Genomic DNA, 24,447 nt, shown 5'->3' with positions numbered 1-24,447 from the left:
CGCCGGGGAGTGGCCCATGTCGTGTCGAGACGAGCGGCCGGCCGCTACGAGCGACCGGCCGTCCCGCTAGCGCTCATCGTGCCGACGGCGCCAGCGCTCCTCCATGCGTTCCATGAAGCTCTGGCGGGGGCCACCGCGGCGCCCGGCGCGGCCCCGCGGCTGGTCGGACGGCATGGCCCCGGTGTCACCGAAGCCGTTCATCCGCTTCCAACTGGACAGGCCCCACAGACACGCGGCGAGCATGACCACGAAACCGCCGACGCCGAGCGGGATGTTGTTGATCACAACGCCCACCATCAGCAGGACGATGCCCAGGATGAAGCCGATGGAGGCCTTCACCAGGCGGCGCCGGTAATGGCTGCGTGGATCACTGATCCTGACGGTATTGGCCCACTTCGGGTCCTCGGCGTAGAGGGCCTGCTCGATCTGGTCGAGCAAGCGCTGCTCGTGCTCAGAGAGCGGCACGGCGCCTCCCAAGGACGGCCCCAGGACGGGGAAGACGGTGACGGACGACACGGGGTGTCCGAACCTCGCGGTCGGTTATCCCCAGAATACGAGGCTGTAGACGTAGACGAAAGAAAACGTCCAACGTAGTCCAAACCGGAGGCGGAGTCATGGATCCATTCCATCAAACGGTGGGCGAACTAGCGACGCCGGGAGCACGGCATCCCGGCCGAATCTTCGGGCCGCCCTGTCCATCGCCCGCTCGGCCTCGCGCCAGCCGCTCTCGCGCTCGCCGAGGGTGAGCTGGCGGCTCGCGCCGTCGGCCGGGCGGAGGTTCTCCACCCGCACGCCGACCAGGCGGAGCGGGACATTCTCCAGGCCGGAGGCGGTGTACAGGTCGCGGGCGACGCCGTACAGGACCTGTGCGACGTCGGTGGGCTCGCGGAGACTCCGGGAGCGGGAGACGGTAGTGAAGTCGGCGCGGCGGAGCTTGACACTGACCGTGCGGCCGACGTGGCCACCCTGCCGGAGGCGGGCGGCGACCCGCTCCGCGAGGCGGAGCAGCTCCCTGCGGATCTCCACGGGATCACCGATGTCTGTGGCGAATGTCTCCTCCGCGCCGATGCTCTTGTCGGGCGAGTGAGGGGTCACCGGGCGCTCGTCGCGTCCCCAGGCGAGCGCCGACAGGCGCGCGCCCGCCGCCTGGCCGAGATGCCGCTGGAGCGTGGCCACGGGGACCCTGGCGAGGTCTCCGACGGTCCTGATGCCCAACTGGGCCAGGGACCGCTCGGTGCGCTCCCCGACGCCCCACAGGGCCGCCACGGGCAGTGGGTGCAGGAAGTCGACCACCCGGTCGGCGGGCACGACGAACAGGCCGTCGGGCTTGCAGTGGCGCGAGGCGAGCTTCGCCACGAACTTGCTGTTCGCCACGCCGACGGAACAGGTGATGCCGTGCTCGCGCGCGACCTGTTCCCGGATCATGCGGGCGATCTCGACCGGCCGGCCGAGTCTCTTGCGGGCCCCGCCGACGTCGAGGAACGCCTCGTCGGAGGCGACCGGCTCGACCTCGGGGGTGAACGTCCGGAAGACCTCCATGACGCCCCGGGAGACCTCCGCGTACTTGCCGTGGTTGGGCGGGATGACCACCGCCCGGGGGCAGAGCCGCCGGGCCCGGGTCATCGGCATCGCCGAGTGCACCCCGAACCTCCTGGCCTCGTAGGTGGCGCTGAGCACCACGCCGCGCGCCCCGGGCACGCCGACGATGACGGGCGCGCCCCGCAGGTGCGGGCGCTCGCGCAGCTCGACGCCGGCGAAGAAGGCGTCCATGTCGACGTGGAGGATCGGGCAGCCGGTGTCGTCGGTGCCCAGGTCCGACTCCGGGCGCGGCATCTGCTGCTTCCTCGACACACCGCCATCCTACGGGAACACACGTTCGACGGGGCGCTCACCGGTGGCCGAGCACGTGCATCTGGGTGGCGATGTCGCGGAGCACCGGGTGCGCCGCCGCGGCCTGCTCCAGGGCGACCAGGGCGCGCGCCGCGCCGGGCTCGCCGTCGAGCAGGCGGCTGGGCACCAGGTCGGCGAAGATCCGCACGCCGTGGACCTCGCCGGGGGTGAAGCCGGTCGCGGCCAGCAGCCGCTCCAGGGCCTCGCCGGTGAAGCGTCTGGGCGTGGGGTCGCGATCGCCCCAGCGGCCCTCGGGGTCGTCCAGGACCTGGCGGGCCTCGTCGAAGCGGCCGGCGATCGCGCGGTGCAGCACGGCGGCCAGCGGGTTGGCGGCGAGCACGCTGATCACACCGCCCTCGCGCAGCAGCCCGGCCATGGCCGTCAGCGCACCGGCGGGGTCCTCGACGTACTCCAGCACGCTGTGGCAGAGCACCAGGTCCGCGCCACCGGGCGGGAGCAGCTCCCCCAGGTCGGCGGCGTCACCCTGCAGGGCGCGCACCTCCACCCCCGCCTCCGCCGCGCGGCGCTCCAGCGCGGCGAGGGAGTCGGGGCTCGCGTCGACGACCGTGACGGCGTGCCCCAGGCCGGCCAGCGGGACGGCGAAGCCGCCCGTGCCACCCCCGGCGTCGACGATGTCGAGCCGGTCGCGGCCGGTCACGGCCGTCCGCTCGGCCAGCACGGCACTCAGGACGTCCCATACGACCGCGGTGCGGACCGCGGGGGTGCCTGCCTGCCGCGAGATGCCTACGGCGTGCAACTTCGGATCGCCTCCCTTGTCACGGTGACGAGCCCAGCCTACGCCGCGCGGCTCATGGTGCGCTCCAAGCGGGATCCATACTCCTGCTTGGCCGAGTCTTTTTCCCGGGCGGGCGGGATCGAGCGCGGGAAGGGGGACGCGCCCCGGAGGGCGGACCGGCGGACGCGCGCCGGCGGGGGGCCGGGAGGTCCGGCTCCCCCGCGGATGCGCTACAGCGTCAGGGACGGCTTCAGCTGCTTGAAGCGGGCCATGAGGCCGTTGACGAACTGCGGCGACTCGTCGGTCGACAGCTCGGAGGCCAGGCTGACCCACTCGCTGATGACGACGCCCTCGGGCACGTCGGGCATCCACAGCAGCTCGTAGGTGCCACCGCGCAGCAGGTTGCGGTCGACGGCCGGCATGCGGTCGAGCGTCCAGCCCTCGGCGTAGGTGGTGATGAGCTCGTCGATGCGCGAGCGGTGCCGGCACACGCCCTCGACGATCGTCGCGGTGTACTCGTTCACGGGCGGCTCGGCCCGCTCCAGTCGCTCGGCGAGGACCTTGAGCGGGTCCTCGCCACGTGCCTCGGCTTCGAAGAGGATGTCGAGCGCGCGCCTGCGCGCCTTACCCCGTGCCGACATCAGGCGCGGCCGAGGTAATCGCCGGTGCGGGTGTCGACCTTGACCTTCTCGCCGGTGGTGATGAACAGCGGGACCTTGATCTCGGCCCCGGTCTCCAGCTTGGCGGGCTTGGTGCCGCCGGTGGAGCGGTCGCCCTGCAGGCCGGGCTCGGTCTCGGCGATGGTCAGCTCGACGGCCGCGGGCAGCTCGACGTAGAGGACGTTGCCCTCGTTGATCGCGACCGTGGCGAGCATGTTCTCCAGGAGGTAGTTGGCGGCGGCGCCGACCGCGACCCGGGAAACGTGGATCATGTCGTAGGTCTCGGTGTCCATGAAGACGAAGTCGTCGCCGTCCATGTAGGAGAACTGCATCTCCCGCTTGTCGACGTTGGCCACCTCGACCTTCACACCCGCGTTGAAGGTCTTGTCGACGACCTTGCCCGAGGTGACGTTCTTCAGCTTGGTGCGGACGAACGCACCGCCCTTGCCGGGCTTGACGTGCTGGAACTCCACAACGGTCCAGAGCTCACCGCCGTCGAGCTTGAGCACCAGACCGTTCTTGAGGTCGTTCGTCGTCGCCACTAGTCTCTCCTGCGTACGGCCGCTCTTAAAGGACGAGCAGCTCTTTGGTCGTCCGTGTGAGAAGTTCCGGCCCGTCATCACGCGTCACGAGCGTGTCCTCGATGCGGACGCCGCCCCTGCCCGGCAGGTATACCCCAGGCTCAACGGTGACCGGAACTCGATCCTCTAGTCTAGCGTGCCCGGTGTCACGCTCCGGCTTCCGCGGAGACAGGAACGGCACCTCGTGGATCTCCAGCCCGACGCCGTGGCCGAGACCGTGCCCGAAGAACTCCCCGTACCCCGCCTCCGCGATCAGGTCGCGGGCGGCGGCGTCGACGTCGTGCAGGGCCGCGCCGGGGCGCACCGCGCGGCGGCCGGCCCGCTGGGCGGCGCGGACCAGGTCGTAGATCTCGCGCTGCCAGCCGCCGGGCTCACCGATCGCCACCGTCCTCGTCATGTCGGCGTGGTAGCCCCGGTAGAGCGCGCCGAAGTCCATGGTGACCAGGTCGCCGCGCTCCAGCGGCCGGTCGGAGGGCGAGTGGTGCGGGACGGCGCCGTTGGGCCCGCCGGCCACGATCGAGTCGAAGGCGAGCCCGTCGGCGCCCAGCTCGACCATCCGGCGCTCCAGCGCCCTGGCGACCTCCCGCTCGGTCAGGCCGGGCCGCAGCAGCGGGAGCACGTCGGCGAAGGCGGCGTCGCCGATCTCGCACGCGGTGCGGATGAGGTCGATCTCGGCGTCGTCCTTGACCATGCGCACCGACTCCACCAGCCCGGACAGGCGCACCAGGTGCCCGCCCAGGCGGAAGTAGCCGGCCACGGACATGTGGTCGGCCTCGATCCCGGTCAGGCCGGTCTCCGGCAGCAGGGCGCCGGAGACGTCGCGTTCCTCGACCACCTCGATGTCGGAGCAGACGCGGCGGGCGGTCTCGACGTAGCGGGAGTCGGTGGCCAGCGTGGCGGTGGCGTCGGCCCGGACGAGGACGGCCGCGTTGGAGCTGGCCAGGCCGGTCAGGTAGCGCACGTTGACCCCGTGGGTGACCAGGATCGCGTCCACCTCGTGGGCGGGGAGCAGGGCCGCGAGGGTCGCGCGGCGCCGGGCGTGGATGGCGGTCATGGAACGCCATGGTATTGACCCCGTTGACGGGTGTCGTTAGCGTGCCGTGGGAGGTTAGGAAGGTTTCCTAACTTACCCCCCTCCCTGGAGCGCCGATGCGACGTGTCCTCGCCGCCGTAGCCCTCTTCGCCCTCGCCCTGCCCGCGAGCCCCGCCACGGCGGAGACCAGCGGCGGATTCATCCGGGTCGACCAGGTCGGATTCTCGCCCGGCGAGTCGAAACAGGCCTACCTGATGACCACCGGTCCCGCCGCCGGGACCCCGTTCACCGTCGTCGACCACCGGGGCAGGGAGGTGCTGCGCGGCCGGGCCGGCGCGGACCTCGGTCCCTGGAACGCCAAGTACGGGCACGTCTCTCCGATCGACCTCACCGGGCTCCGCACCCCGGGCACCTACCGGATCAAGACGGCCACGTCCACCTCGGCCGCCTTCCGCGTCGCCTCCGCCGCGCAGTTCGCCCTGCCCGCGGCCAAGGCCGTCACCTTCTTCGGTGCCCAGCGCGACGGCGCCGACGTGATCCCGGGCGAGCTGCGGCGCAAGCCCAGCCACCTGAACGACCGCGCCGCCGCCGTCTACGAGTGGCCCGTCTTCACCGGCCCCGACACCGACCAGATCAAGGGCGAGCTCACCCCGCTGGGCGAGACCGTCGACGTCGAGGGCGGCTGGTTCGACGCGGGCGACTACCTGAAGTTCACCCACATCCTCGCCTACGTCGACACGCTGCTCTGGGCGGCCGAGCGTGACGGCGGCCACCTGACGGACCCCCGTCTGCGCGCCGAGGCCGCGCACGGCCTGAAGTGGCTGGACAAGATGTGGGACGAGAAGTCGAAGACCCTCTACATCCAGGTCGGCATCGGCGCGGGCAACGCGGAGGGCACCTTCGTCGGCGACCACGACATCTGGCGCCTGCCCGAGGCCGACGATCACGACACGGCGGAGGGCCGCCGGTTCATCCGCAACCGCCCGGTCTTCCGCGCGGCCCCGCCCGGCCGGCCGATCAGCCCCAACCTCGCGGGCCGCACGGCCGCCGCCTTCGCCCTGGCCGCCCAGGTCGAGCCCGACCGCCACCGGGCCCGGCGGCTGCTCGACAGGGCCGCCGCGATCTACGCGCTGGCGAAGACCGAGGACGTGGGCCGGCTGACGACCTCGCTGCCGTGGGCGTTCTACCCCGAGAGCGTGTGGCGCGACGACATGGAGCTCGGCGGGGCCGAGCTGGCGCTGGCCGCGCAGCGGCTGGGCGACCCCAGGGCGGGCGAGTGGCTCAGGCAGGCCGCGCACTGGGCCGGCCAGTACCTGAAGCACGACGCCGGGGGTGACACGCTCAACCTCTACGACGTCAGCGCCCTCGGCCACGCCGACCTGGTCCGCGCGCTGCGGGCGGGCCGGGCCACCGGCCTGGCGGTGGACGAGTCGCGTCTGCTCGGCGACCTGAAGGCGCAACTGGAGATCGGCGCCAGGCGCGCGGCGGGGGACCCGTTCCGGGCCGGGGCCGTCTACGACGGCTTCGACGCCGTGCCGCACGCCTTCGGACTGGCCGCCACCTCCCGGCTGTACCGCTCGGTGAGCGGCGACCGCACCTACGACGCCTTCGGTACCCGGCAGCGCAACTGGACCTTCGGCGCCAACGCCTGGGGGGTGTCGTTCATGGTCGGCGTGGGCGAGAACTTCGAGCGGTGCCCGCACCACCAGATCGCCAACCTCAACGGCCGGGTCGACGGCCGCCGCCCCCTCGCCACCGGCGCGGTGGTGAACGGCCCCAACAGCGAGGACCTGTTCAAGGACGGCCTGGGCGGCCATTTCGAGGAGATGAAGCCCTGCCCCGGTGACGGCGTGGACCGCTACGAGGAGTTCACCGGGCGCGGCTCGCGGTACGTCGACGACGTCCGCTCCTGGCAGGCGTCCGAGCCCGCCGACGACTTCGCCGCGATCGCGCTCTACGCGCTCACCCTGATGTCCCGGGACTGACGGGCGGGTACGGCCCGCGCGGGGGCGGGCCGTACCGCCGGAGCGGCCGGGTCGTTCCCCGGCTGCCGTACGGCCCACGCGGGGGCGGGCCGTACGGCACGGTCAGGAGGCGAGCTCCCGGACCCGCTCGACGAGCCGGAGGCGCTCCTCGTGCGTGCGGGCCAGCGGGGTGACGTTGATCGTGGTGACCCCCGACTCCTTCATGGCCTGCAGGCGCTCGCGGACGTGACCCTCGGAGCCGATCAGCGACATGCTCCGCAGCAGCTCCTCCGGGACGAGGGCGGCGGCCTCGTTCTTCTTGCCGTCGAGGTAGAGGTTCTGGATCTGCTCGGCCTCCTTCTCGTAGCCGTAACGGCGGGCGAGGTCGTTGTAGAAGTTCTTGCCCTTGGCGCCCATCCCGCCGATGTAGAGGGCGGCCATCGGGCGGCCCAGCTCCAGCCAGCCGGACACGTCGTCGCCGATGGCCAGCGTCGCCTGGGCGATCACGTCCAGCTCGCCCAGGGCCGGGTCGCGCCTGGCCCGGCCCGCGGCCAGCGAGGCGCCCCAGACGTCGGCGGCCTTCTCCGGCATGTAGAAGATCGGCTCCCAGCCCTCGGCCAGTTCGGCGGTGAGTTCGACGTTCTTGGGGCCGATGGCGGCGATCACGATGGGGATGCGCTCGCGGACCGGGTGGTTGATGAGCTTCAGCGGCTTGCCGAGGCCGGTGCCCCGGTCGGCGGGGAGCGGGATGGTGTAGTGCCTGCCCTCGTAGGTCAGGCGCTCGCGCCTCCAGACCTGGCGGCAGATCTCGACGACCTCACGGGTGCGGCCGATCGGCGCGGTGTACGGCACGCCGTGGAAGCCCTCGATGACCTGCGGCCCGGAGGTGCCCAGGCCGAGGGTGAAGCGGCCGTCGGAGACGTAGTCGAGGCCCGCGGCGGTCATGGCGAGCAGCGCGGGGGTGCGGGAGTAGATGGGGAGGATGCCGGAGGCGATCTGCAGCCGCTCGGTCCTGGCCGCGATGTACCCCATCTGGCTGACCGCGTCGAAGGTGTAGGCCTCGGCGACGAAGACGATGTCGAGGCCGGCCTTCTCGTAGTCGACCAGCTCTGCCACCGTCTCCTTGAAGCCTCCTGAGTAGCTCAGGGCCATACCGATGCGCATCGTGAGACCGTCCTTCCGCACGCGCCGACAGAACCGAATTTTGTTCCGTTACTTGAGGGTAAAAGGCTATCGACTCACCGCCGAACCACCAAGCCCCGCGCCGCCGCCGCGAGGCCGGTAGCCTACGGGTCCGGGGGCGGGGAACCCCGGGCGGGACGGACGAGGAGGGGCGTGCTGAGGCGGTCGATCATCGTCGCGGCGGGGCTCGTGACGCTGACGCTCGGAGGGCACCGGCTCCTCCCCGAGCTCGGCGGCTTCACGCCCATGCTGGAAAGCCTGCTCCCCTGGCTCGGCGTCCCGGTGCCGATCCTGCTGGCCGCCGCCCTGGCGACCCGCTCGTGGCAGGTGATCTTCGCGGTGCTGCTCCCGGCGACCGTGTGGGGGGTCATGTTCGGCCCGGCGCTGCTGCGCACCCCGCCCGGGGGGCCGAGCGACGTGTCGGTGGCCACGCTCAACGTGGGCGCGACCAACGCCGAGTCCGCGCAGGCGGCGCGGATCGTCGCCGAGGACCGCGACCTGGTCGCGGTCCAGGAGCTGACCCCCGGCGGCCCGGCGGCGAAGGTCCTCGACGAGCGCTTCCCGCACCGCTACCGGATCGCCACGGTCGGGCTGTGGAGCCGGTTCCCGATCGTCGAGTCCCGCAAGGTGGACATCGGCCTCGACTGGGCGCGGGCGCTGCGCGCGGTGGTCAGGACCCCCAAGGGCGACCTCACCGTCTACGTCATGCACCTCGCCTCCGCGCGCCCCGGCCAGACCGCCCAGCGCGACGAGACCCTCCGGTACGCGCGCAAGGTCGTCGACCGGGACGGCAGCGAGCGGCTGCTGCTGCTCGGCGACCTCAACACCGCCACCACCGACCGCAAACGTGCCGGCCTGGTCCCGCCGCTCTCGGACGCCCAGCAGGAGGCCGGCAGCGGGTTCGGCTTCACCTGGCCGGCGTCCTTCCCGGTCACCCGGCCCGATCACATCCTCTACCGCGGCCTGACCGCCACCGACGCGGGCGTGGAGCACGTCCCGGGCAGCGACCACCGCGCCGCCGTCGCCTCGCTGCGCTTCTGAACACCCTCCCGGCCGGGTCCCCGGGCCGGGACCTCCCTCAGCCGGGCGGGTCCGGGCGGGACCGCAGCGCGGACAGGTCGGCCGGGGTGTCGATGTCGGCCGGGTCGCCGACGTCGTCGCAGGGCACCGGGACGACCAGTTCCGGATGGGCCCTCAGGAACGGCCGGGCTCCCGTGTCGCCGGTCGCGAGGCGGGCGACCTCGGCGAAGTGCTCCCTGGCGATCAGCACCGGGTTGCGCCGCTCCCCGCCGTAGGTGGCGACGGCGACCGAGGCGCCCCGCGCCGCGGCCCGGATCAGCCGCCGGACCGCCCGCGGGCCGACGAACGGCTGGTCCACCAGGGCGATCACCACGTGCTCCGCGGCGGCGGGGAGCGCGTCCAGGCCGGCCCGGAGTGAGGAGCCCATGCCGGAGCCCCACTCCGGGTTGCGGACGGTCACCGCCCCCGGCACCGGCGCGACGGCCGCGCCGAGCACCACGACCACCGGACGGCAGCCGCCGTCGCGGAGCATCCGGACCCCGCGGTCCACCAGCCGCTCGCCGCGGAAGTCCACCAGCGCCTTGGGGGTGCCGAGCCGGGAGCCGGACCCGGCGGCCAGCAGCAGGCCGGGCGTCGGCGGCGCGGCGAAGGGCTCCTCCCCGGCCTCGGTCAACCGCCGGCCCCCTCCCCGTGGATGCGGCCGGAGACGTCGGTGAGCGGTCGTCCCGAACCGCCCCAGCGCAGCTGGATCAGCTCCGCGGCGATGGAGACCGCGGTCTCCTCCGGCGTCCGCGCGCCCAGGTCGAGGCCGATCGGCGAGCGCAGCCTCTTCAGCTCCGCCTCCCCCAGCCCCGCCTGGGCGAGCCGGGCCAGCCGGTCCTCGTGCGTGCGGCGCGAACCCATCGCGCCGACGTAGCCCGCCGAGGTGCGCAGGGCCACCTCCAGGAGGGGGACGTCGAACTTGGGGTCGTGGGTGAGCACGCAGATCGCGGTCCGCTCGTCCACGGTGATCGAGGTGAGGTAGTCGTGCGGCCACTTGACGATCACCTCGTCGGCCTCGGGGAAGCGCTTGGCCGTGGCGAAGACCGGGCGGGCGTCGCAGACGACCACGTGGTAGCCGAGGAACTTGCCGATCCTCGCCACGGCGGCGGCGAAGTCGATCGCGCCGAAGACCAGCATCCGCGGCGGCGGGGCGAAGGAGTGGACGAAGACCGCGAGCTCGTCGAGCCGCCGCTCGCCCCGCGCGCCGTACCGGCGGACCCCGGTGAGCCCCTGGGCGAGCATGCCCCGGGCGTCGTCGTCGACGGCCGCGTCCAGCCGCGCCACGCCGAGCGAACCCGCGGAGCGGTCCGGCCAGACCACCCGGCGGGCGCCCACCGTCCCGGGTCCGGACAGCACGGTCGCCACCGCCACCGGCTCGCGCTCCCGCACCGCGGCGGCGACCGCCCCCAGCTCCGGGAAGGTCTCCCGGGAGACCGGTTCGACGAACACGTCCAGGATGCCGCCGCAGGTGAGGCCGACGGAGAAGGCGTCGTCGTCGCTCACCCCGTACCGCTGCAGAACCGGCGCGCCGGAGGCGACCACCTCGTGGGCCAGCTCGTAGACGGCCCCCTCGACGCAGCCGCCCGAGACGCTGCCCTCGGCCTCCTCGCCGAGCACGGCCATCGACGCCCCGGGCGGGCGCGGGGCGCTGCGGAAGGTGTCGACCACGGTCGCCAGGCCGAAGGTCTCCCCGGCCTCCCACCACCGCACGATCTGCGACAGCACGTCACGCATTCACGCCTCCCAGAAGCTCGGCCAGTTCCTCGAACGCGGCCAGGCTGTGCCCGGCCACGAAGTCGTCGACGTGGGGCAGGGCGGCGCGCATGCCGGCGGTGAGCGGCCGGTAGCCCCGCTGCCCCTTGTGCGGGTTCACCCAGATCACGCGATAGGCCGTACGCGACAGCCGGGCCATCTGCGCGCCCAGCAGCGAGGCGTCGCCCCGCTCCCAGCCGTCGGAGGCGATCACCACGATCGCGCCGCCCGCGTCGTTGCGCGCCAGGAGCCGCTTGATCTCCTCGCCCAGCCGGGTGCCGCCGCTCCAGTCGGGAATGGCGCGGGAGACGGCGTTCATCGCGGTGGACGGGTCGCGGTGGCGCAGCTCGGCGGTGATCCGGGTGAGCCTGGTACCCGCGCTGAACACCTCGGTGGCGCGGGGCTCGGACCTCACCAGCGCGTGGGCGAAGCGGAGCAGCGTGTCGGCGTACGGGGTCATCGAGCCGCTGACGTCGACCAGCAGGACGACGCGGCGGGGCCTGGTGCGGTGCGCGCGGTAGCGGAGCCCGGCCACCTCCCCGCCCCGGCGCAGGGTCTCGCGGACCGTCGCCCGGCCGTCCAGCCGCCCGCGGCGCGCGGGCCGGAACCGCCGCGACCTGCGCTGCCGCCGCCCCACCCGCAGCAGGGCGAGCAGCCGGCGCACCTCGGCCAGCTCCGGGCCGGTCAGCGCGGCCACGTCCCGGTTGCGCAGCACCTCCACCGTGCTGGCGGTCGCCGCGAGCGCGGGGGCGTCGGCGCCGCCGCCCTGGGCGCCCGCCCGCTCGGTGGTGTGCCGGGTGACGGTGATCGCCGGGGGCCGCGCCCGGCCGGGGCGCAGGCCGCCGAAGTAGGCGCGGAAGACCCGGTCGTAGCGCGGCAGGTCGTCGGCCGAGGCGCACAGGGTGAACCGGCCGGCCCAGTAGACGTCGTCGGGCCGGGAGGCGTCGAGGTGGGACAGGGCCCGCAGCAGGCTCTGGGTCCGCTCGTGGTCGGCGGGCACCCCCGCGGCGCGCAGGGTCCTGGCGAAACCGGTCATGACGGCGACCAGATCCCCCGCCCCCGCTCCGGGGGCCTCCGGGTCCGGGGCGCCGTCAGCCGCGACGGCCACCGAAGAACCCGTTCCCGAGGACCGTCTCGTGGTCCTCACGGTGCTTCAGCAGGGCGCCCAGCGTGGCCGCCGCGGCGTCGGGGTCGAGCTCGCGCGCGCCGATGGCCAGCAGGGCCTCGGTCCAGTCGAGGCTCTCGGCGATCCCGGGCGGCTTGATCAGGTCCGTCTCGCGGAGCCGCCCGGTCGCCTTGGCCACCTGCTCGGCCAGGACCTCGGAGCACTCGGGGAGGCGCCGGCGCAGGATCGCCACCTCCCTGTCGAAGGAGGGGTGCTCCAGCCAGTGGTAGAGGCACCGCCTCTTCAGCGCGTCGTGCACCTCACGGGTGCGGTTGGAGGTCAGCACGACCACCGGCGGCCGGGCGGCCCGGATCGTACCGAGCTCGGGGACGGAGATGGCGAAGTCCGAGAGCACCTCCAGCAGGATCGCCTCGAACTCCACGTCGGCCCGGTCGACCTCGTCGATGAGCAGCACGGCGGGCTGGGTCTCGATGGCCTTCAGCAGCGGCCTGGCGATCAGGAACCTGCGGTCGTAGACCTCGCCCTCCAGGCGCGCGGCGTCGGTGATCCCGGCCGCCTCCGCGGCCTTCAGGTGCAGGAGCTGACGGGCGAAGTCCCAGTCGTAGAGCGCCTGGGCGGCGTCGAGCCCCTCGTAGCACTGCAACCGGATCAGCGGGGCGCCCAGCACCGCGGCCAGGGCCCTGGCCAGCTCGGTCTTGCCGACCCCCGCCTCGCCCTCCAGCAGCAGCGGGCGGCCCATGCGCAGCGCGAGGAAGGCCGCCGTGACCAGGCCCTCGTCGGCCAGGTACGTCTGCTCGTCGAGCAGCTCCGCCAGCCGCGCGGGCGACTCCACGTCGGATGCGTCGATTGTCCGCCTCACCACCACCTCAGGCTACGCCCGGCGGGCGCATGCCCGCGTGACCGCACGGCGCCGGTGCCCGGTGGGACCGCGGGCCGTACCGTGTGCGGGAAAGATCCGGGCACCGGGGTGAGCAGGCGTATTCTCACCCTCTGTGAAGAACCTCCTGGGGCCGATCAACACGCCGTCGAGAGTCGTCGTGTTCGCCTTCCTCGCGGTGATCCTCGTCGGCACGGGATTGCTGTCGCTGCCGGTGGCCGCCGAGGGCGAGCGGGCCTCGCTGCCGTCCGCCCTGTTCACCGCGACCTCGGCGGTGTGCGTGACGGGGCTCGCGGTGCACGACACGGCGAGCCACTGGTCGTTCTTCGGCGAGCTGGTGATCCTGGCGCTGATGCAGATCGGCGGGTTCGGGATCATGACGCTCTCGTCGATCCTCGCGCTGGTCGTCTCGGGCAGGCTGGGGCTGCGCGCCCGGCTCAACACGCAGGCCGAGACCAAGACCCTGGGGCCGGGCGACGTCCGCCAGGTGGTCACCGGCGTCGTCAAGGTCACCCTGGTGGTCGAGGCGCTGACCGCCGCGGTGCTCACCGCCCGCTTCGTCGCCGGGTACGACGAGCCGATCGGCCGCGCCCTCTACTACGGGGCGTTCCACGCGGTCTCGGCGTTCACCAACGCCGGGTTCGCGCTCTGGCCGGACAGCATGATGCGGTTCGTCACCGACCCGTGGGTCTGCCTGCCGCTCGCGCTGGCGGTGGTCGCCGGCGGCCTCGGCTTCCCGGTCTACGCCGTGCTCCGGGAGAACTGGCGCCGCCCGTCGCGCTGGAGCCTGCACGCGAAGATCACCCTGGGGATGACGGCCGTCCTGACGGCCGGCGGGACCCTGGCCATCACCGCCACCGAGTGGAACAACCCCGGCACCATGGGCCTGCTCGCCCCCGGGCTCCGGATCATGGCCGGGTTCTTCCACACCACCATGACCCGCAGCGGTGGCCTGAACTCGGTCGACACCTCCCAGATGAACGAGAACTCCTGGCTGATCAGCGACGTGCTGATGTTCATCGGCGCGGGCAGCGGGAGCACCGGGGGCGGCATCAAGGTGACGACGTTCGCGCTCCTCGGCTTCGTGATCCTGGCCGAGGTGCGCGGCGAGCCGGACGTCTCGGCGGGCCGCCGCCGCATCCCCGAGCAGCTGCAGCGGCAGGCGCTCACCATCGCCCTGCTGAGTGTGGCGTTCGTCGCCCTGGGCACCTTCGTCATGATGATGCTGACCCCGTTCAAGCTCGACCGTGTGCTGTTCGAGGTGATCTCGGCCTTCGCCACGGTCGGGCTCTCGACGGGGATCACCGCGGACGTCGGCACCGCGGGGCACCTGGTCCTGACGACGCTGATGTTCGTCGGTAGGCTCGGCCCGGTGACGCTCGGCGCCGCGCTCGCGCTTCACATGCAAACCCGTCGGTTCCGCTACCCGGAGGAGCGTCCCCTCGTTGGTTGACAAGAAGCACCGCGCCGACGCGGTCGTGGTGATCGGCCTGGGCCGGTTCGGCGGCGCGCTCGCGGTCGAGCTGGCGGGGCGCGACATCGAGGTGCTCGGCGTCGACAGCGACCCCCGGATCGTGCAGCAGTTCTCCGGGCGGCTCACCCACGTGGTGTGCGCCGACTCCACCGACCCGGACGCCATGACGCAGCTGGGCGTCACGGAGTTCGGCCGGGCCGTGGTCGGGATCGGCAACGACATCGAGGCGAGCATCCTGACCACGTCCGTCCTGACCGACCTGGGGGTGCCCGACATCTGGGCCAAGTCGATCAGCCTGCAGCACAGCCGCATCCTGGAGCGGGTCGGCGCCCACCATGTGGTGCAGCCCGAGCACGACATGGGCGAGCGGGTGGCGCACCTGGTCACCGGCAGGATGCTCGACTACGTGGAGGTCGACGAGGGCTACGCCCTGATCAAGACCAAGGCCCCCGGCTGGGCCGGCGGCAGGCCCCTGGGCGAGCTGGGCATCCGCAAGGAGTACGGGGTCACCGTGGTCGGGATCAAGAAACCCGGCGGCCGGTTCACCTACGCCACCTCCGACACGGTGATCCAGAGCGGCGACACCCTCCTCGTGGCGGGCGAGGCCGACAAGGCCGAACGCTTCGCCGAGGAGACCTGACCGCCCGGGGTCAGCGGGTCTCGTCGGCCTCGCCGCGCTCCTTGATGAGCGCGCGGAGTTCGCGGACCTGGCGCACGGTGCGGCCCTTCTCCGAACCCTGCAGACCCATGGCCGAGATCGTGGCGCCGTCGGAGAAGTCGATCCTGGCCCAGGGTTCGCCCTCGGCCAGGGTGACGCCGATGACCGCGGGCCACTCGTAACGGTGCACGCGGAACGGGTTGACCACCGTGACGCCCCGCTCGTCGGCCTCCACCCGGCAGCGTCCGAGCATGTGCAGGACCCAGGCGACCAGCCCGCCGAGCCCGACCATCGCCACCCTGTCGCCCAGGCGGAACGGCGGCGGCAGGAAGATCGCCATCAGCAGCGCGCCGAGCATGATCGCTCCCGCGAAACCGTACGCGACGATCCGCCCCTTCCTCGGCCGCCAGACGACGGGGAGCGGGGGCGGAGAGACGCTTTCTCGGTCCACTTGGCGATCACGATCCTTCGGAGAACCACCGGGCGCGGCGTCCGTACCGGCCGGTCCGGGTACCGAAGGCAACCTACCGCACGCTCCCGCCGGTCCCGGCCGCGATCCCGGCGCGTCCCCGGGCGCCCTAGGAGCGCAGCTCCCTCAGCAGGAGCGCCGTCTCCAGGGCGGCCACCGTGGCCTCGTACCCCTTGTCCTCGTGGCTGCCGGGCAGGCCCGACCGGTCCAGCGCCTGGTCCAGGGAGTCGCAGGTGAGCACCCCGTTGCCGACCGGGACCTCCTCGTCCAGTGAGATCCGGGTCAGGCCCGAGGTGACCGAGTCGCAGACGTAGTCGAAGTGCGCGGTCTCCCCCCGGATCACCGCGCCGAGGGCCACGACCGCGTCGCAGCGCCGGGCCAGGCACTGCGCCACGACCGGGATCTCCAGGGAGCCGGCCACGCGGACCACGGTCGCGGTGGCGCCGCTGTCCCGGCTGGCCTGCACGGCCCGCGCCACGAGCTGATCGGTGATCTTCTCATGCCACCGCGCGGCGACGATGCCGACGGTCAGGCCCGTCGCCTCGACGGCCGCCGCGGCCGGTCGTCCGGTACCGCTCATGCGATCAGCTCACTCCCCTCGTGGTTCGCATCCGCGAACACCCCGTGCTTACCGACTCGCCCGATCATGCGTTCTCCTCGGGAATGTCGTGGCCGAGCCGCTCGCGCTTGGCCGACAGGTACTTCTGGTTGTGCGGGTTCACCACGACGGGCATGGGCTCGCGGCCGAGCACCTTGATGCCGTAGCCGTCCATGCCGCGCATCTTGGCGGGGTTGTTGGTCAGCAGCCTGACGGACTTCACCCCCAGGTCCGCGAGGATCTGCCCGGCGTTGGAGAACTCCCGCGCGTCGATCGGCAGCCCCAGCTCCAGGTTGGCGTCGACGGTGTCGCTGCCGCGGTCCTGCAGGCCGTAGGCCCGCAGCTTGGCCAGCAGCCCGATCCCGCGCCCCTCGTGCCCGCGCAGGTAGACGACCACGCCGCGGCCCTCCTCGGCGATGCGCGCCATCGCATGGTCCAGCTGCACGCCGCAGTCGCACCGGAGCGACCCGAACACGTCCCCGGTCAGGCACTCGGAGTGCGCCCGGACCATGATGTTCTCCCCGTCGTCGAGGTCGCCGAGGACGAGGGCCAGGTGCTCGCCGCCGTCCAGCGCGCTGGCGTAGCCGTACGCCTGCCAGGTGCCGTACCGGTTCGGCAGGCGGGTCTCCGCGACCCGGGTCACCATGCGCTCGGTCCGACGCCGGTACTCCACGAGCTGCTCGATCGAGACGAGCGCCAGGTCGTGCTCGTCGCAGAACCGGCGCAGCTCGGGCAGGCGCATCATCGTCCCGTCGTCGTTGACGACCTCGGCGAGCACGCCGGCGGGGCGCAGCCCGGCCAGCACGGCCAGGTCCACGGCGGCCTCGGTGTGACCGCGCCTGACCAGCACGCCCCCCTCCCGGTAGCGGAGCGGGAACACGTGGCCGGGCCGCACGAGGTCGAACGGCTCGGTCGCCGAGTCGCACAGGGTGCGGATCGTCCTGGCCCGGTCCGCCGCCGAGATGCCGGTGCTCACCCCGTCGCGGGCGTCCACGCTGATCGTGTACGCGGTGCGCAGACGCTCCTTGTTGTCGTGGACCATCAGCGGCAGCCCGAGCCGGTCGAGGTCGTCGCCGCGCATCGGGACGCACACCACGCCGCTGCTGTGCCGGATGGTGAAGGCCAGCAGCTCCGGCGTGGCCTTGGCGGCGGCGAAGATGATGTCGCCCTCGTTCTCCCGGTTCTCGTCGTCGACGACCACGATGGCCCTGCCCTCGCGGATGTCGGCGACGGCCCGCTCGATCGGGTCCAGTTTGATCGGGTCCGGCGTGGTCACACGGCCTCCTTGGGGACGAGCACGGTCCTCGACCGGTACTCCTTGAGCCAGTTGAAAAATCCGATCAGGACGAGCACGAAGAAGATCCCGTAGACGGTCCCCGAGACGACCAGCCCGGAGCTGAAGGCCAGCGGGACGCCCACCAGGTCCACCGCGATCCAGATCAGCCAGAAGTCGACCAGCGCGCGCCCCTGCGCCCAGGTGGCGACGGCGCTGCCGACGAAGATGTAGGCGTCGGCCGCGACCAGGAAGTACCCCTGCGGCAGCGGGGCGTGCACGCCCCAGGAGAGTTCGGCGGCGAAGAAGAGCACGCCGACCAGCGCGGTGCCCGCGACCATGACGCCGGCCAGCGCGAGCCGTTCCCGGCCGGTCGCGGGGCGCACGGGCAGGTCCTGCCCGTTCTGGGTCCCGCGCGACCAGCGCCACCAGCCGTAGACGGCCAGCGCGGCGAACATGACCTGCTTGAGCGCGTTGCCGGTGATGTGCGCGCTGATCGAGGCGACGAGCAGCAGGATCGACCCGGCGAACTGCACCGGCCAGGTCCAGATGGACTTGCGGATGGCCAGCAGCACGGTGGACAGCGCGGCCAGGTTGCCGATCAGGTCGGTCCAGAGGACTTTGGTCCCCAGGATCTCGAATCCCGCCTCGGCCCAGTTCACCGCCTGTCCCCCCGGTCCGCGAGGGCGGGCGCGCCCGCCTGCTCCGGCGGACCCGCCGGGCCCGAGGGCCCGGCCGGATCGGCCGGCACGTGCGCCCCGGTTCCGCGCCCGTACGCGCCGACGAGCTTCTCCACGTGTTTGGCGATCACGTCGACCTCCAGGTTGACCGGATCGCCGGGCTGCTTGGCGCCGAGGGTGGTCAGGCTCAGGGTGGTGGGGATGAGGCTGACGGAGAAGCCTCCGGCGCCGACGCCGACCACGGTGAGGCTGACGCCGTCCACCGCGATGGAGCCCTTCTCGACCACGTAGCGGTCGAGCTCGGGCGGCAGGGAGATGCGGACGACCTCCCAGTGCTCGGCGGGTTCGCGCGAGAGCAGGACGCCGGTGCCGTCCACGTGGCCCTGCACGATGTGGCCGCCCAGGCGCTGGTCGGCGCGGACCGCGCGCTCCAGGTTGACCGGGGAGCCGGGCGTCAGCGCGCCGAGGGAGCTGCGGTCGAGCGTCTCCTTCATCACGTCGGCGGTGAACACCTCCCCGTCCACGTCGACCACCGTCAGGCAGACGCCGTTGACGGCGATGGAGTCGCCGTGCCCGGCGTCGGCGGTGACCGTCCGGCCGCGGATCGCCAGGCGCGCCGCCTCCGGGAGCGGCTCGATCGCGGCGATCTCGCCCAGTTCCTCGATGATTCCGGTGAACATTCACAACTCCTTCGGGGGTACCGGACCGGCGGTGGGACGCGGGCCGCGGCCGGCGGGGGACGACGTCCTCGGGACGGAGGCGGCGGACGACGTTCTCGGGACGGAGGCGGGGGACGCGCGGAGAGCGTGTGACGGCCGGGAACGGCAGGCGCCGAAGACGCCGGGGACACCGGCATCGGCGACACGGGGACGGCCGGTGCCGGGAACGCCGGGGACACCGGCACCGGCAGCACGGGGAACGACGCCTGGACCGGCGGGGCCGGCGGGAAGGCGGTGGGGGGCGGCGCGGTGTCCGTGGGACGCGCACCGGGCCGCTCGGCGCGTCGGCGCCCGATCACTCACCCGAGGTCTCCTTCGCGAGTAGCTCTGTAGCCACCGCGGGCCCCGGGGGGATAAGACGGGTATGTGTGCACACCCTCCTCAGCGGAGGGTGCCCGAAGACACTCTCCGCTCGCGCGCTTCCTCCCATCCGGACTTTAACCGTCGGTCCTGGAATTTCACCAGGTCAACCGGTCGATGGCTTCGACCGGGTCGCGGACTGTCACCGCCGGTTCGGACTTTCACCGACCCCGGAGCACGCTGCTCTGCTGTGTGGGCGACTCGCCGGAACCGACTCCTCGCCCGTACATCAGTGTGCCATGTCCGGCAAACCGCACGACACACCCCTCCACCATATGGACCAAGCGAACGCTTGGTCAAGCTAGGCGGCGCGCTCCGCCACCACCCGGTGCGCCCTGCGGGCGTCGGGGGAGTAACGGACCTGGGCGGGGACCAGGCCGATTCCGGTGTGCAGCGTCCGGAGCGTCGCCGTCGCCCACAGGTCGCCCAGCGGCGTGGCCGGCAGGCCGTACAGCTTGCGCGCCCAGCGCGGCAGGGTCGCGAAGGCGAGCAGGGTGAGCACGGGCAGGACCGGCTTGAGCGGCGTCAGGCGGGCCGGGAGCGGCGGGTTGAGCGACTGGCGGAGCGGGTGCGGCACCTCGGGCGCGAAGTAGAGGGCGGGGCGGGAGGCCTGGATGTAGTCGTCCATCTCGGCGACCGAGCCGGGGACGTCCTGCGGGCGGAGGCCGACGACCTCGGCCGCGCGCCGCCACTCGGCCACGAACCTGTCGGCCTCGGCGTCGGTCAGGCGCACACCCGCCCGGCGGGCGACCGAGAGGTAGGAGTCGACCTCGCCGACGTGGACCCAGAGCAGCGCGTCGGGGTCGTCGAGGCGGAAACGCTCGCCGGTGTCGGGGTCGAGGGCGGTGAGGCCGGCGTGGATCCTCCTGACCCTGGCCCCCGCGCGGGCGACCTCCTCGGTGGTGCCGTAGGTGCGCACGCGCACGAACTCGGTGGTGCGCACGAAGCGGGACCACGCCTCGGCCGGGTCCATGAGGGCCGAGTTCTGGGCGACCCCGCGCATGGCCCGGGGGTGCAGGCCCTGCATCAGCAGCGCCCGGAAGCCCCCGACGAGGAGGATGGGCTCTCCCATCACCCGCCAGGTGACCGAGTCAGGACCGAACAGACCGTGATCCATACGCCACACTCCCTCGTAAGCGCATGATTACCCTACAAGGTGAGGTTCGACACATCCGTCGCAAATCTGTGACACGAACGGGACAAGACTCCGACAAGGGTGTCATGGCTGTGTCATGACAGTGTCACAAATCCGTGAAAATCAGTCTCCAAGCCAATTAAGTGTTTCATACCACCCCCCCAAGCAGTCAACGGAATTGCAGCTACAAACAGATGGAAGTTACACAACAAAAAGACGAGTACGCTCTGAACCATTGATTTGCCACCGCCTGTTTTGCGATGGTTCCAGGGATCACGCTCAGCCATGCTCGTTGGGGGCTCCCGCACGATGACCATCCCTGCACCAGCCGCGACCACGACCGGGGAGAAGCTCGCGGCGAAGACACCGGAGACGGTGGGGCGCTCCCCCGGCCGGCTGATGTGGCTGCGCTTCCGCCGTGACCGCACCGGCGTCGTCTCCGCCGGAGTGGTGATTTTCTTCTTCCTCGTCGCGATCTTCGCGCCGGTCATCTCCTGGCTCTACGGCAAGGATCCGTACACCCTCTACGGTCACCACATACCGGGTCTGCTGAACGAATACGGCTACCCGGTCCTGCCCAACGGCGGCATCAGCTCCGAGTTCTGGTTCGGCGTCGAACCCACCCTGGGCCGGGACGTGTTCATGCAGCTCGTCTACGGGATCAGGACCTCCCTGGCGATCGCGATGACCGCGACGGTCCTCATCGCGGTCATCGGCGTCGTCGTGGGCATCGTCGCCGGGTACGCCGGGGGCAGGACCGACTACTTCATCGGCCGCCTGATCGACATCGTCCTCTCGTTCCCCTCGACGCTGTTCATCATCGCGTTCATCCCCGTGGTGGAGAACCTCTTCGTCAGCCCCGACGAGGAGACCCCGATCTGGCTGCGGGCGGTGACGCTCGTGACCCTGCTGACGGCGTTCGGGTGGGCGGGCATCGCCCGGCTCCTGCGCGGCCAGGTGCTCTCCCTGCGCGAGCGGGAGTTCGTCGAGGCCGCCAAGGTGACCGGCGCCTCCCCCGCCCGGATCGTCTTCAAGGAACTGCTGCCCAACCTGTGGACGCCGATCCTGATCCAGTCGACGCTGCTGCTGCCCGCCATGGTGACCGCCGAGGCGGCCCTGTCCTTCCTGGGCGCCGGGATGCCCGAGAGCATCGCCGACTGGGGCCGTATGTTCCAGCGCGGGACCGAGGTCTACATGAACGACATCACCTACCTGGTCTTCCCCGGTGTCGCCCTGCTGGTCTTCGTGATCGCGTTCAACCTGCTCGGCGACTCGGTCCGCGACGCCTTCGACCCCAAGCTCAAGCGCTAGATCCGAATAGGAGAAAGATGAAAGTCCGCAAGCGGTCAGCGATGGCCCTTCTCGCCGCCGGCGTCCTCGCGCTGACCAGCGCGTGCGCCGCCGGCAACCAGGGTGCCCCCGCGACCTCCGGTTCCGCCGGCGCCAGCGGAGCCCCCTCGGCCGCACCGAGCTACACGCCGCCGAAGATCACGCTCGGCACCGCCGACGACTCCAAGGGCCCCGCCGTCGCGCCGGAGGGCGTCGTCAAGGGCGGCACCGTCACGATGATCGACCGGGACGACTTCTCCCACCTCGACCCGGCGCAGCAGTACGTCAACACCGAGACGAACTTCAGCCTGCTGATCCACCGCGGCCTGACCGGTTACAAGCGCGTCGCCAAGGGCGACTACAAGCTGGTCGGCGACCTGGCCACCGACGCCGGCACCCCCTCCGACGGCGGCAAGACCTGGACCTTCACCCTCAAGGACGGCGTGAAGTGGCAGGACGGCACGCCGATCACGTCCGAGGACGTCAAGTGGACGATCGAGCGGACCTTCGCCCCGTTCATCACCCAGGGCCCGACCTACGTCCAGCAGTGGCTGACCGAGGTCGACCACAAGAAGGCCTACCAGGGCCCGTACGACGGCAAGCGCCTGGACGCCATCGAGACGCCTGACGACAAGACGATCGTCTTCAAGTTCAAGACGCCGCACGCCGACGCCAACTACGCCTTCGCCATGGGCGGCTACGCCATCGTGCCCAAGGCGAAGGACACCAAGGAGAAGTACGACAAGGAGCCCTTCTCCAGCGGCCCGTACATCATCAAGAGCCACGTGGTCGACAAGTCGATGGAGCTGGAGCGCAACCCGCACTGGGACCCGGCCACCGACCCGATCCGCGGCGCCTACCCCGACAAGTGGCGCCTGGAGTTCGGCCAGGAGCACCTGCAGATCACCGACCGCCTGGTGGCGGACTCGGGCCCGGACCAGACGGCGTTCACCTTCTACGCGTCCGTCCCGCCGGAGCGGCTGCCGCAGGTGCTGAGCAACCCCGCGCTGGCTCCCCGCCTGCTGAAGAGCCCCTCGCCGTACGGCAACTACTACTACTTCAACCTCGACCGGGTGAAGGACGTCAAGCTGCGCCAGGCCATCAACTACGCGTGGCCGTCCAAGCAGATCCAGCAGGTCTCGGGTGGCCCGGCCGCCGCGGCGCTGCCCACCACGATCCTGAACGAGAACACCACGGTCGGCTACGAGGCCTACGACCTGTACGGCAAGAAGACCAAGCCCGAGGGTGACATCGAGAAGGCCAAGCAGCTGCTGGCCGAGTCGAGCAACCCGACGCCGACCATCGTCTACGCCTACAACCAGCTGCCGACCCAGGAGAAGGTCACCCTGGTGATCAAGGACGCCCTGGAGAAGGCCGGCATCAAGGTCGTGGCCAAGCCGCTGGACCGCAAGACCTACTACGACTCCATCGGCCAGGTGAAGAACGAGTTCGACCTCTACTGGGGCGGCTGGGGCGCCGACTGGCCGTCCGGCTCGACGGTCATGCCGGTCATCTTCGGCCCGATCGCCGACGGTGCGCCGAACTACTCGCACCTGAAGGACCCCGAGCTCACCAAGAAGATGGACGAGATCACCGCGATGACCGACATCGACGCGGCCAACGCCGCGTGGATGGCGCTCGACAAGGAGATCCAGGAGAAGTACGCCCCGCTGGTCGTGGCGGAGAACAAGATCGCCAACACGCTCCACGGCTCCAAGGTGGGTGGCGCCGAGATCGACCCGCAGTCGTGGGTCGTCTCGCCGAACACCATCTTCGTGAAGCAGTGACGTTCACGAAACCGTAGGAGAGACCGGAGGCCGCGGTCCCGCGGGGGCGACACCCCCGCGGGGCCGCGGCCAGGGGCCGGGAAGGCCCCGCAGCGCTCCCAGCCACCTCGGGAAAACAGGCAATGTTTCCATTCATCATCCGCCGCACACTCGGCGCCGCGGTCACCCTTCTGATCATCGCCGCGGTCACGTTCTTCCTCTTCTTCGCCGTGCCCGGTGACCCGGCGAGGCTCGCCTGCGGCAAGGTGTGCCCGCCGGAGCTGCTGGAGCAGGCGCGGCACAACCTTGGACTGGACCAGCCCCTGTTCGCCCAGTTCGTGGCCTGGCTGGTCGGCATCTTCGCCGGCCGCGAATACGAGGGCCTGGGCCACTGCCCGGCCCCCTGCCTCGGCTACTCCTTCGTCAACCGGGCACCGGTGTTCGAGACGATCCTCGACCGGCTCCCGCTGACCGTCTCGCTCACCATCGGGGCGATGATCGTCTTCTTCACCTTCGGCGTGGCGACCGGCATCGTCGCGGCGCTGCGGCAGGGCAAACCGCTGGACAAGATCGCCAGCGTGTCGTCCCTCATCGGCGCCTCGGTGCAGATCTACTTCGTCGGCACGCTCGCGATGTACTTCTTCGTCTACCAGAACCCGATCTTCCAGCAGCCCAGGTACACGCCGTTCACGGAGAACCCGCTCGCCTGGGCGGGCGGCCTGCTGCTGCCCTGGCTGGTACTGGCGATCATCTTCACCGCCAACTACACCCGTATGACGCGCTCGACGATGGTGGAGCAGCTCAGTGAGGACTACGTCCGCACCGCGCGGGCCAAGGGCATGTCGGGCCGCTCGGTCGTGATGAGGTTCGCGCTGCGCGGCACCCTGACGCCGATCGTCACGATCCTGGGCGTGGACCTGGGCACCCTGATCGGCGGGGCGATCATCACCGAGACGACCTTCGGCCTGCAGGGCATCGGGCAGCTCTCGATCCGGTCCGTCGTCAACTCGGACCTGCCTATGCTGATGGCGACGGTGCTCGTCGCAGCCGGCGCGATCGTCTTCTTCAACATCATCGTCGACATCCTGTACGCCGTCATCGACCCCCGCGTGCGGCTGGGCTAG

Annotated in this window: 23 protein-coding genes, 1 pseudogene and 1 riboswitch; of the genes and pseudogenes, 7 read left to right on the top strand and 17 right to left on the bottom strand. The window is 71.6% G+C overall.

Annotated elements, in window-relative coordinates; translation table 11 throughout:
- Window positions 1-66 precede the first annotated feature (66 nt).
- The 6 genes from ABD841_RS21130 to ABD841_RS21105 form a co-directional block, all read right to left on the bottom strand.
- The gene (locus ABD841_RS21130; protein WP_344974339.1) at window positions 67-465 is read right to left on the bottom strand and encodes a DUF3040 domain-containing protein; all 399 of its coding nucleotides are present in this window, start codon (window positions 463-465) and stop codon (window positions 67-69) included.
- 147 nt (window positions 466-612) lie between these two features.
- Window positions 613-1,833: a DNA polymerase IV gene (gene dinB, locus ABD841_RS21125; RefSeq protein ID WP_344974370.1), complete on the bottom strand. Its 1,221-nt coding sequence runs from the start codon at window positions 1,831-1,833 to the stop codon at window positions 613-615.
- Window positions 1,834-1,888: 55 nt separating this feature from the next.
- Window positions 1,889-2,647: a methyltransferase domain-containing protein gene (locus tag ABD841_RS21120; RefSeq protein WP_344974335.1), complete on the bottom strand. Its 759-nt coding sequence runs from the start codon at window positions 2,645-2,647 to the stop codon at window positions 1,889-1,891.
- Between the two features lie 209 nt (window positions 2,648-2,856).
- A complete protein-coding gene (nusB, locus tag ABD841_RS21115) occupies window positions 2,857-3,267 on the bottom strand; it encodes a transcription antitermination factor NusB (protein ID WP_344974332.1) in 411 nt (136 codons plus the stop codon).
- Window positions 3,267-3,827, bottom strand: coding sequence for an elongation factor P (gene efp, locus ABD841_RS21110; protein ID WP_344974329.1), 561 nt, complete (start codon window positions 3,825-3,827; stop codon window positions 3,267-3,269). The genes nusB and efp overlap by 1 nt, the downstream gene beginning before the upstream one ends.
- A 25-nt stretch (window positions 3,828-3,852) precedes the next feature.
- Window positions 3,853-4,920 (bottom strand): M24 family metallopeptidase, encoded by a 1,068-nt coding sequence (locus tag ABD841_RS21105; RefSeq protein WP_344974326.1) that lies wholly within the window; start codon window positions 4,918-4,920, stop codon window positions 3,853-3,855.
- A gap of 95 nt (window positions 4,921-5,015) precedes the next feature.
- On the opposite strand from ABD841_RS21105, the gene ABD841_RS21100 reads away from it, so the two are divergent.
- On the top strand, window positions 5,016-6,884 hold the full coding sequence (locus ABD841_RS21100; protein WP_344974323.1) for a glycoside hydrolase family 9 protein: 1,869 nt from the start codon (window positions 5,016-5,018) through the stop codon (window positions 6,882-6,884).
- A gap of 102 nt (window positions 6,885-6,986) precedes the next feature.
- On the opposite strand, the gene ABD841_RS21095 is transcribed toward ABD841_RS21100, so the two are convergent.
- The gene (locus ABD841_RS21095) at window positions 6,987-8,027 is read right to left on the bottom strand and encodes an LLM class F420-dependent oxidoreductase (RefSeq protein ID WP_344974320.1); all 1,041 of its coding nucleotides are present in this window, start codon (window positions 8,025-8,027) and stop codon (window positions 6,987-6,989) included.
- A gap of 171 nt (window positions 8,028-8,198) precedes the next feature.
- Here ABD841_RS21095 and ABD841_RS21090 point away from each other — a divergent pair, with 171 nt between their 5' ends.
- Window positions 8,199-9,086, top strand: a complete 888-nt coding sequence (locus tag ABD841_RS21090) for an endonuclease/exonuclease/phosphatase family protein (RefSeq protein ID WP_344974317.1) — start codon at window positions 8,199-8,201, stop codon at window positions 9,084-9,086.
- Between the two features lie 37 nt (window positions 9,087-9,123).
- On the opposite strand, the gene ABD841_RS21085 is transcribed toward ABD841_RS21090, so the two are convergent.
- Genes ABD841_RS21085 through ABD841_RS21070 form a run of 4 tightly spaced genes read right to left on the bottom strand, consistent with a single transcriptional unit; the run spans window position 9,124 to window position 12,847 of the window.
- Entirely contained in the window at window positions 9,124-9,738 is a 615-nt protein-coding gene (locus ABD841_RS21085) for a nucleotidyltransferase family protein (RefSeq protein ID WP_344974314.1), read from the bottom strand.
- Entirely contained in the window at window positions 9,735-10,841 is a 1,107-nt protein-coding gene (locus ABD841_RS21080; protein ID WP_344974311.1) for an XdhC family protein, read from the bottom strand. Before ABD841_RS21080 ends, ABD841_RS21085 begins: the two co-directional genes overlap by 4 nt.
- Window positions 10,834-11,895 carry a vWA domain-containing protein gene (locus ABD841_RS21075; RefSeq protein ID WP_425582017.1) on the bottom strand — a complete coding sequence of 354 codons (1,062 nt, stop codon included), beginning with the start codon at window positions 11,893-11,895 and terminating at the stop codon, window positions 10,834-10,836. Before ABD841_RS21075 ends, ABD841_RS21080 begins: the two co-directional genes overlap by 8 nt.
- Before the next feature lie 55 nt (window positions 11,896-11,950).
- On the bottom strand, window positions 11,951-12,847 hold the full coding sequence (locus tag ABD841_RS21070; protein ID WP_344974305.1) for an AAA family ATPase: 897 nt from the start codon (window positions 12,845-12,847) through the stop codon (window positions 11,951-11,953).
- A gap of 130 nt (window positions 12,848-12,977) precedes the next feature.
- On the opposite strand from ABD841_RS21070, the gene ABD841_RS21065 reads away from it, so the two are divergent.
- Window positions 12,978-14,315 (top strand): TrkH family potassium uptake protein, encoded by a 1,338-nt coding sequence (locus ABD841_RS21065; RefSeq protein ID WP_344974303.1) that lies wholly within the window; start codon window positions 12,978-12,980, stop codon window positions 14,313-14,315.
- On the top strand, window positions 14,308-14,976 hold the full coding sequence (locus ABD841_RS21060; protein ID WP_344974300.1) for a potassium channel family protein: 669 nt from the start codon (window positions 14,308-14,310) through the stop codon (window positions 14,974-14,976). Before ABD841_RS21065 ends, ABD841_RS21060 begins: the two co-directional genes overlap by 8 nt.
- 10 nt (window positions 14,977-14,986) lie before the next feature.
- On the opposite strand, the gene ABD841_RS21055 is transcribed toward ABD841_RS21060, so the two are convergent.
- The 6 genes and pseudogenes from ABD841_RS21055 to ABD841_RS21030 all read right to left on the bottom strand — a co-directional run bounded on the left by ABD841_RS21055 (window position 14,987) and on the right by ABD841_RS21030 (window position 20,210).
- Window positions 14,987-15,445 carry a PH domain-containing protein gene (locus tag ABD841_RS21055; RefSeq protein ID WP_344974297.1) on the bottom strand — a complete coding sequence of 153 codons (459 nt, stop codon included), beginning with the start codon at window positions 15,443-15,445 and terminating at the stop codon, window positions 14,987-14,989.
- A 127-nt stretch (window positions 15,446-15,572) separates the two neighbouring features.
- A complete protein-coding gene (gene ribH / locus ABD841_RS21050) occupies window positions 15,573-16,043 on the bottom strand; it encodes a 6,7-dimethyl-8-ribityllumazine synthase (protein WP_344974293.1) in 471 nt (156 codons plus the stop codon).
- A gap of 64 nt (window positions 16,044-16,107) precedes the next feature.
- Complete coding sequence (locus ABD841_RS21045) at window positions 16,108-17,337, bottom strand: bifunctional 3,4-dihydroxy-2-butanone-4-phosphate synthase/GTP cyclohydrolase II (protein WP_344974290.1); 1,230 nt, start codon at window positions 17,335-17,337, stop codon at window positions 16,108-16,110.
- Complete coding sequence (locus ABD841_RS21040) at window positions 17,334-17,996, bottom strand: nicotinamide mononucleotide transporter family protein (protein ID WP_344974287.1); 663 nt, start codon at window positions 17,994-17,996, stop codon at window positions 17,334-17,336. The genes ABD841_RS21045 and ABD841_RS21040 overlap by 4 nt, the downstream gene beginning before the upstream one ends.
- A gap of 101 nt (window positions 17,997-18,097) precedes the next feature.
- Window positions 18,098-18,694 (bottom strand): annotated as a pseudogene (locus tag ABD841_RS21035) (riboflavin synthase); the annotation flags it as partial.
- Window positions 18,695-19,145: 451 nt separating this feature from the next.
- Window positions 19,146-19,276, bottom strand: a riboswitch (FMN riboswitch).
- 118 nt (window positions 19,277-19,394) lie between these two features.
- Window positions 19,395-20,210 (bottom strand): oxygenase MpaB family protein, encoded by an 816-nt coding sequence (locus ABD841_RS21030; RefSeq protein WP_344974281.1) that lies wholly within the window; start codon window positions 20,208-20,210, stop codon window positions 19,395-19,397.
- Between the two features lie 303 nt (window positions 20,211-20,513).
- Between ABD841_RS21030 and ABD841_RS21025 the strand changes: the two genes are divergently transcribed.
- The 3 genes from ABD841_RS21025 to ABD841_RS21015 all read left to right on the top strand — a co-directional run bounded on the left by ABD841_RS21025 (window position 20,514) and on the right by ABD841_RS21015 (window position 24,447).
- Window positions 20,514-21,539, top strand: coding sequence for an ABC transporter permease (locus ABD841_RS21025; protein WP_344974278.1), 1,026 nt, complete (start codon window positions 20,514-20,516; stop codon window positions 21,537-21,539).
- Between the two features lie 17 nt (window positions 21,540-21,556).
- The gene (locus tag ABD841_RS21020) at window positions 21,557-23,344 is read left to right on the top strand and encodes an ABC transporter substrate-binding protein (RefSeq protein WP_344974275.1); all 1,788 of its coding nucleotides are present in this window, start codon (window positions 21,557-21,559) and stop codon (window positions 23,342-23,344) included.
- Window positions 23,345-23,466: 122 nt separating this feature from the next.
- A complete protein-coding gene (locus ABD841_RS21015; protein WP_344974272.1) occupies window positions 23,467-24,447 on the top strand; it encodes an ABC transporter permease in 981 nt (326 codons plus the stop codon).

This window comes from Streptosporangium fragile (assembly GCF_039534445.1).
GTDB lineage: Bacteria > Actinomycetota > Actinomycetes > Streptosporangiales > Streptosporangiaceae > Streptosporangium > Streptosporangium fragile.
Note: the sequence above shows the minus strand (reverse complement) of the source record. Positions and strands in the feature narration are given on the sequence as shown.

What these genes read in the sequence shown, in the direction of transcription:
- dinB (WP_344974370.1), bottom strand. Translation starts at nt 1,833, where the DNA reads ATGCCGCGCCCGGAGTCGGACCTGGGCACCGACGACACCGGCTGCCCG.
- nusB (WP_344974332.1), bottom strand. Translation starts at nt 3,267, where the DNA reads ATGTCGGCACGGGGTAAGGCGCGCAGGCGCGCGCTCGACATCCTCTTC.
- ABD841_RS21105 (WP_344974326.1), bottom strand. Translation starts at nt 4,920, where the DNA reads ATGACCGCCATCCACGCCCGGCGCCGCGCGACCCTCGCGGCCCTGCTC.
- ABD841_RS21100 (WP_344974323.1), top strand. Translation starts at nt 5,016, where the DNA reads ATGCGACGTGTCCTCGCCGCCGTAGCCCTCTTCGCCCTCGCCCTGCCC.
- ABD841_RS21095 (WP_344974320.1), bottom strand. Translation starts at nt 8,027, where the DNA reads ATGCGCATCGGTATGGCCCTGAGCTACTCAGGAGGCTTCAAGGAGACG.
- ABD841_RS21080 (WP_344974311.1), bottom strand. Translation starts at nt 10,841, where the DNA reads ATGCGTGACGTGCTGTCGCAGATCGTGCGGTGGTGGGAGGCCGGGGAG.
- ABD841_RS21075 (WP_425582017.1), bottom strand. Translation starts at nt 11,895, where the DNA reads ATGACCGGTTTCGCCAGGACCCTGCGCGCCGCGGGGGTGCCCGCCGAC.
- ribH (WP_344974293.1), bottom strand. Translation starts at nt 16,043, where the DNA reads ATGAGCGGTACCGGACGACCGGCCGCGGCGGCCGTCGAGGCGACGGGC.
- ABD841_RS21030 (WP_344974281.1), bottom strand. Translation starts at nt 20,210, where the DNA reads ATGGATCACGGTCTGTTCGGTCCTGACTCGGTCACCTGGCGGGTGATG.
- ABD841_RS21025 (WP_344974278.1), top strand. Translation starts at nt 20,514, where the DNA reads ATGCTCGTTGGGGGCTCCCGCACGATGACCATCCCTGCACCAGCCGCG.
- ABD841_RS21020 (WP_344974275.1), top strand. Translation starts at nt 21,557, where the DNA reads ATGAAAGTCCGCAAGCGGTCAGCGATGGCCCTTCTCGCCGCCGGCGTC.
- ABD841_RS21015 (WP_344974272.1), top strand. Translation starts at nt 23,467, where the DNA reads ATGTTTCCATTCATCATCCGCCGCACACTCGGCGCCGCGGTCACCCTT.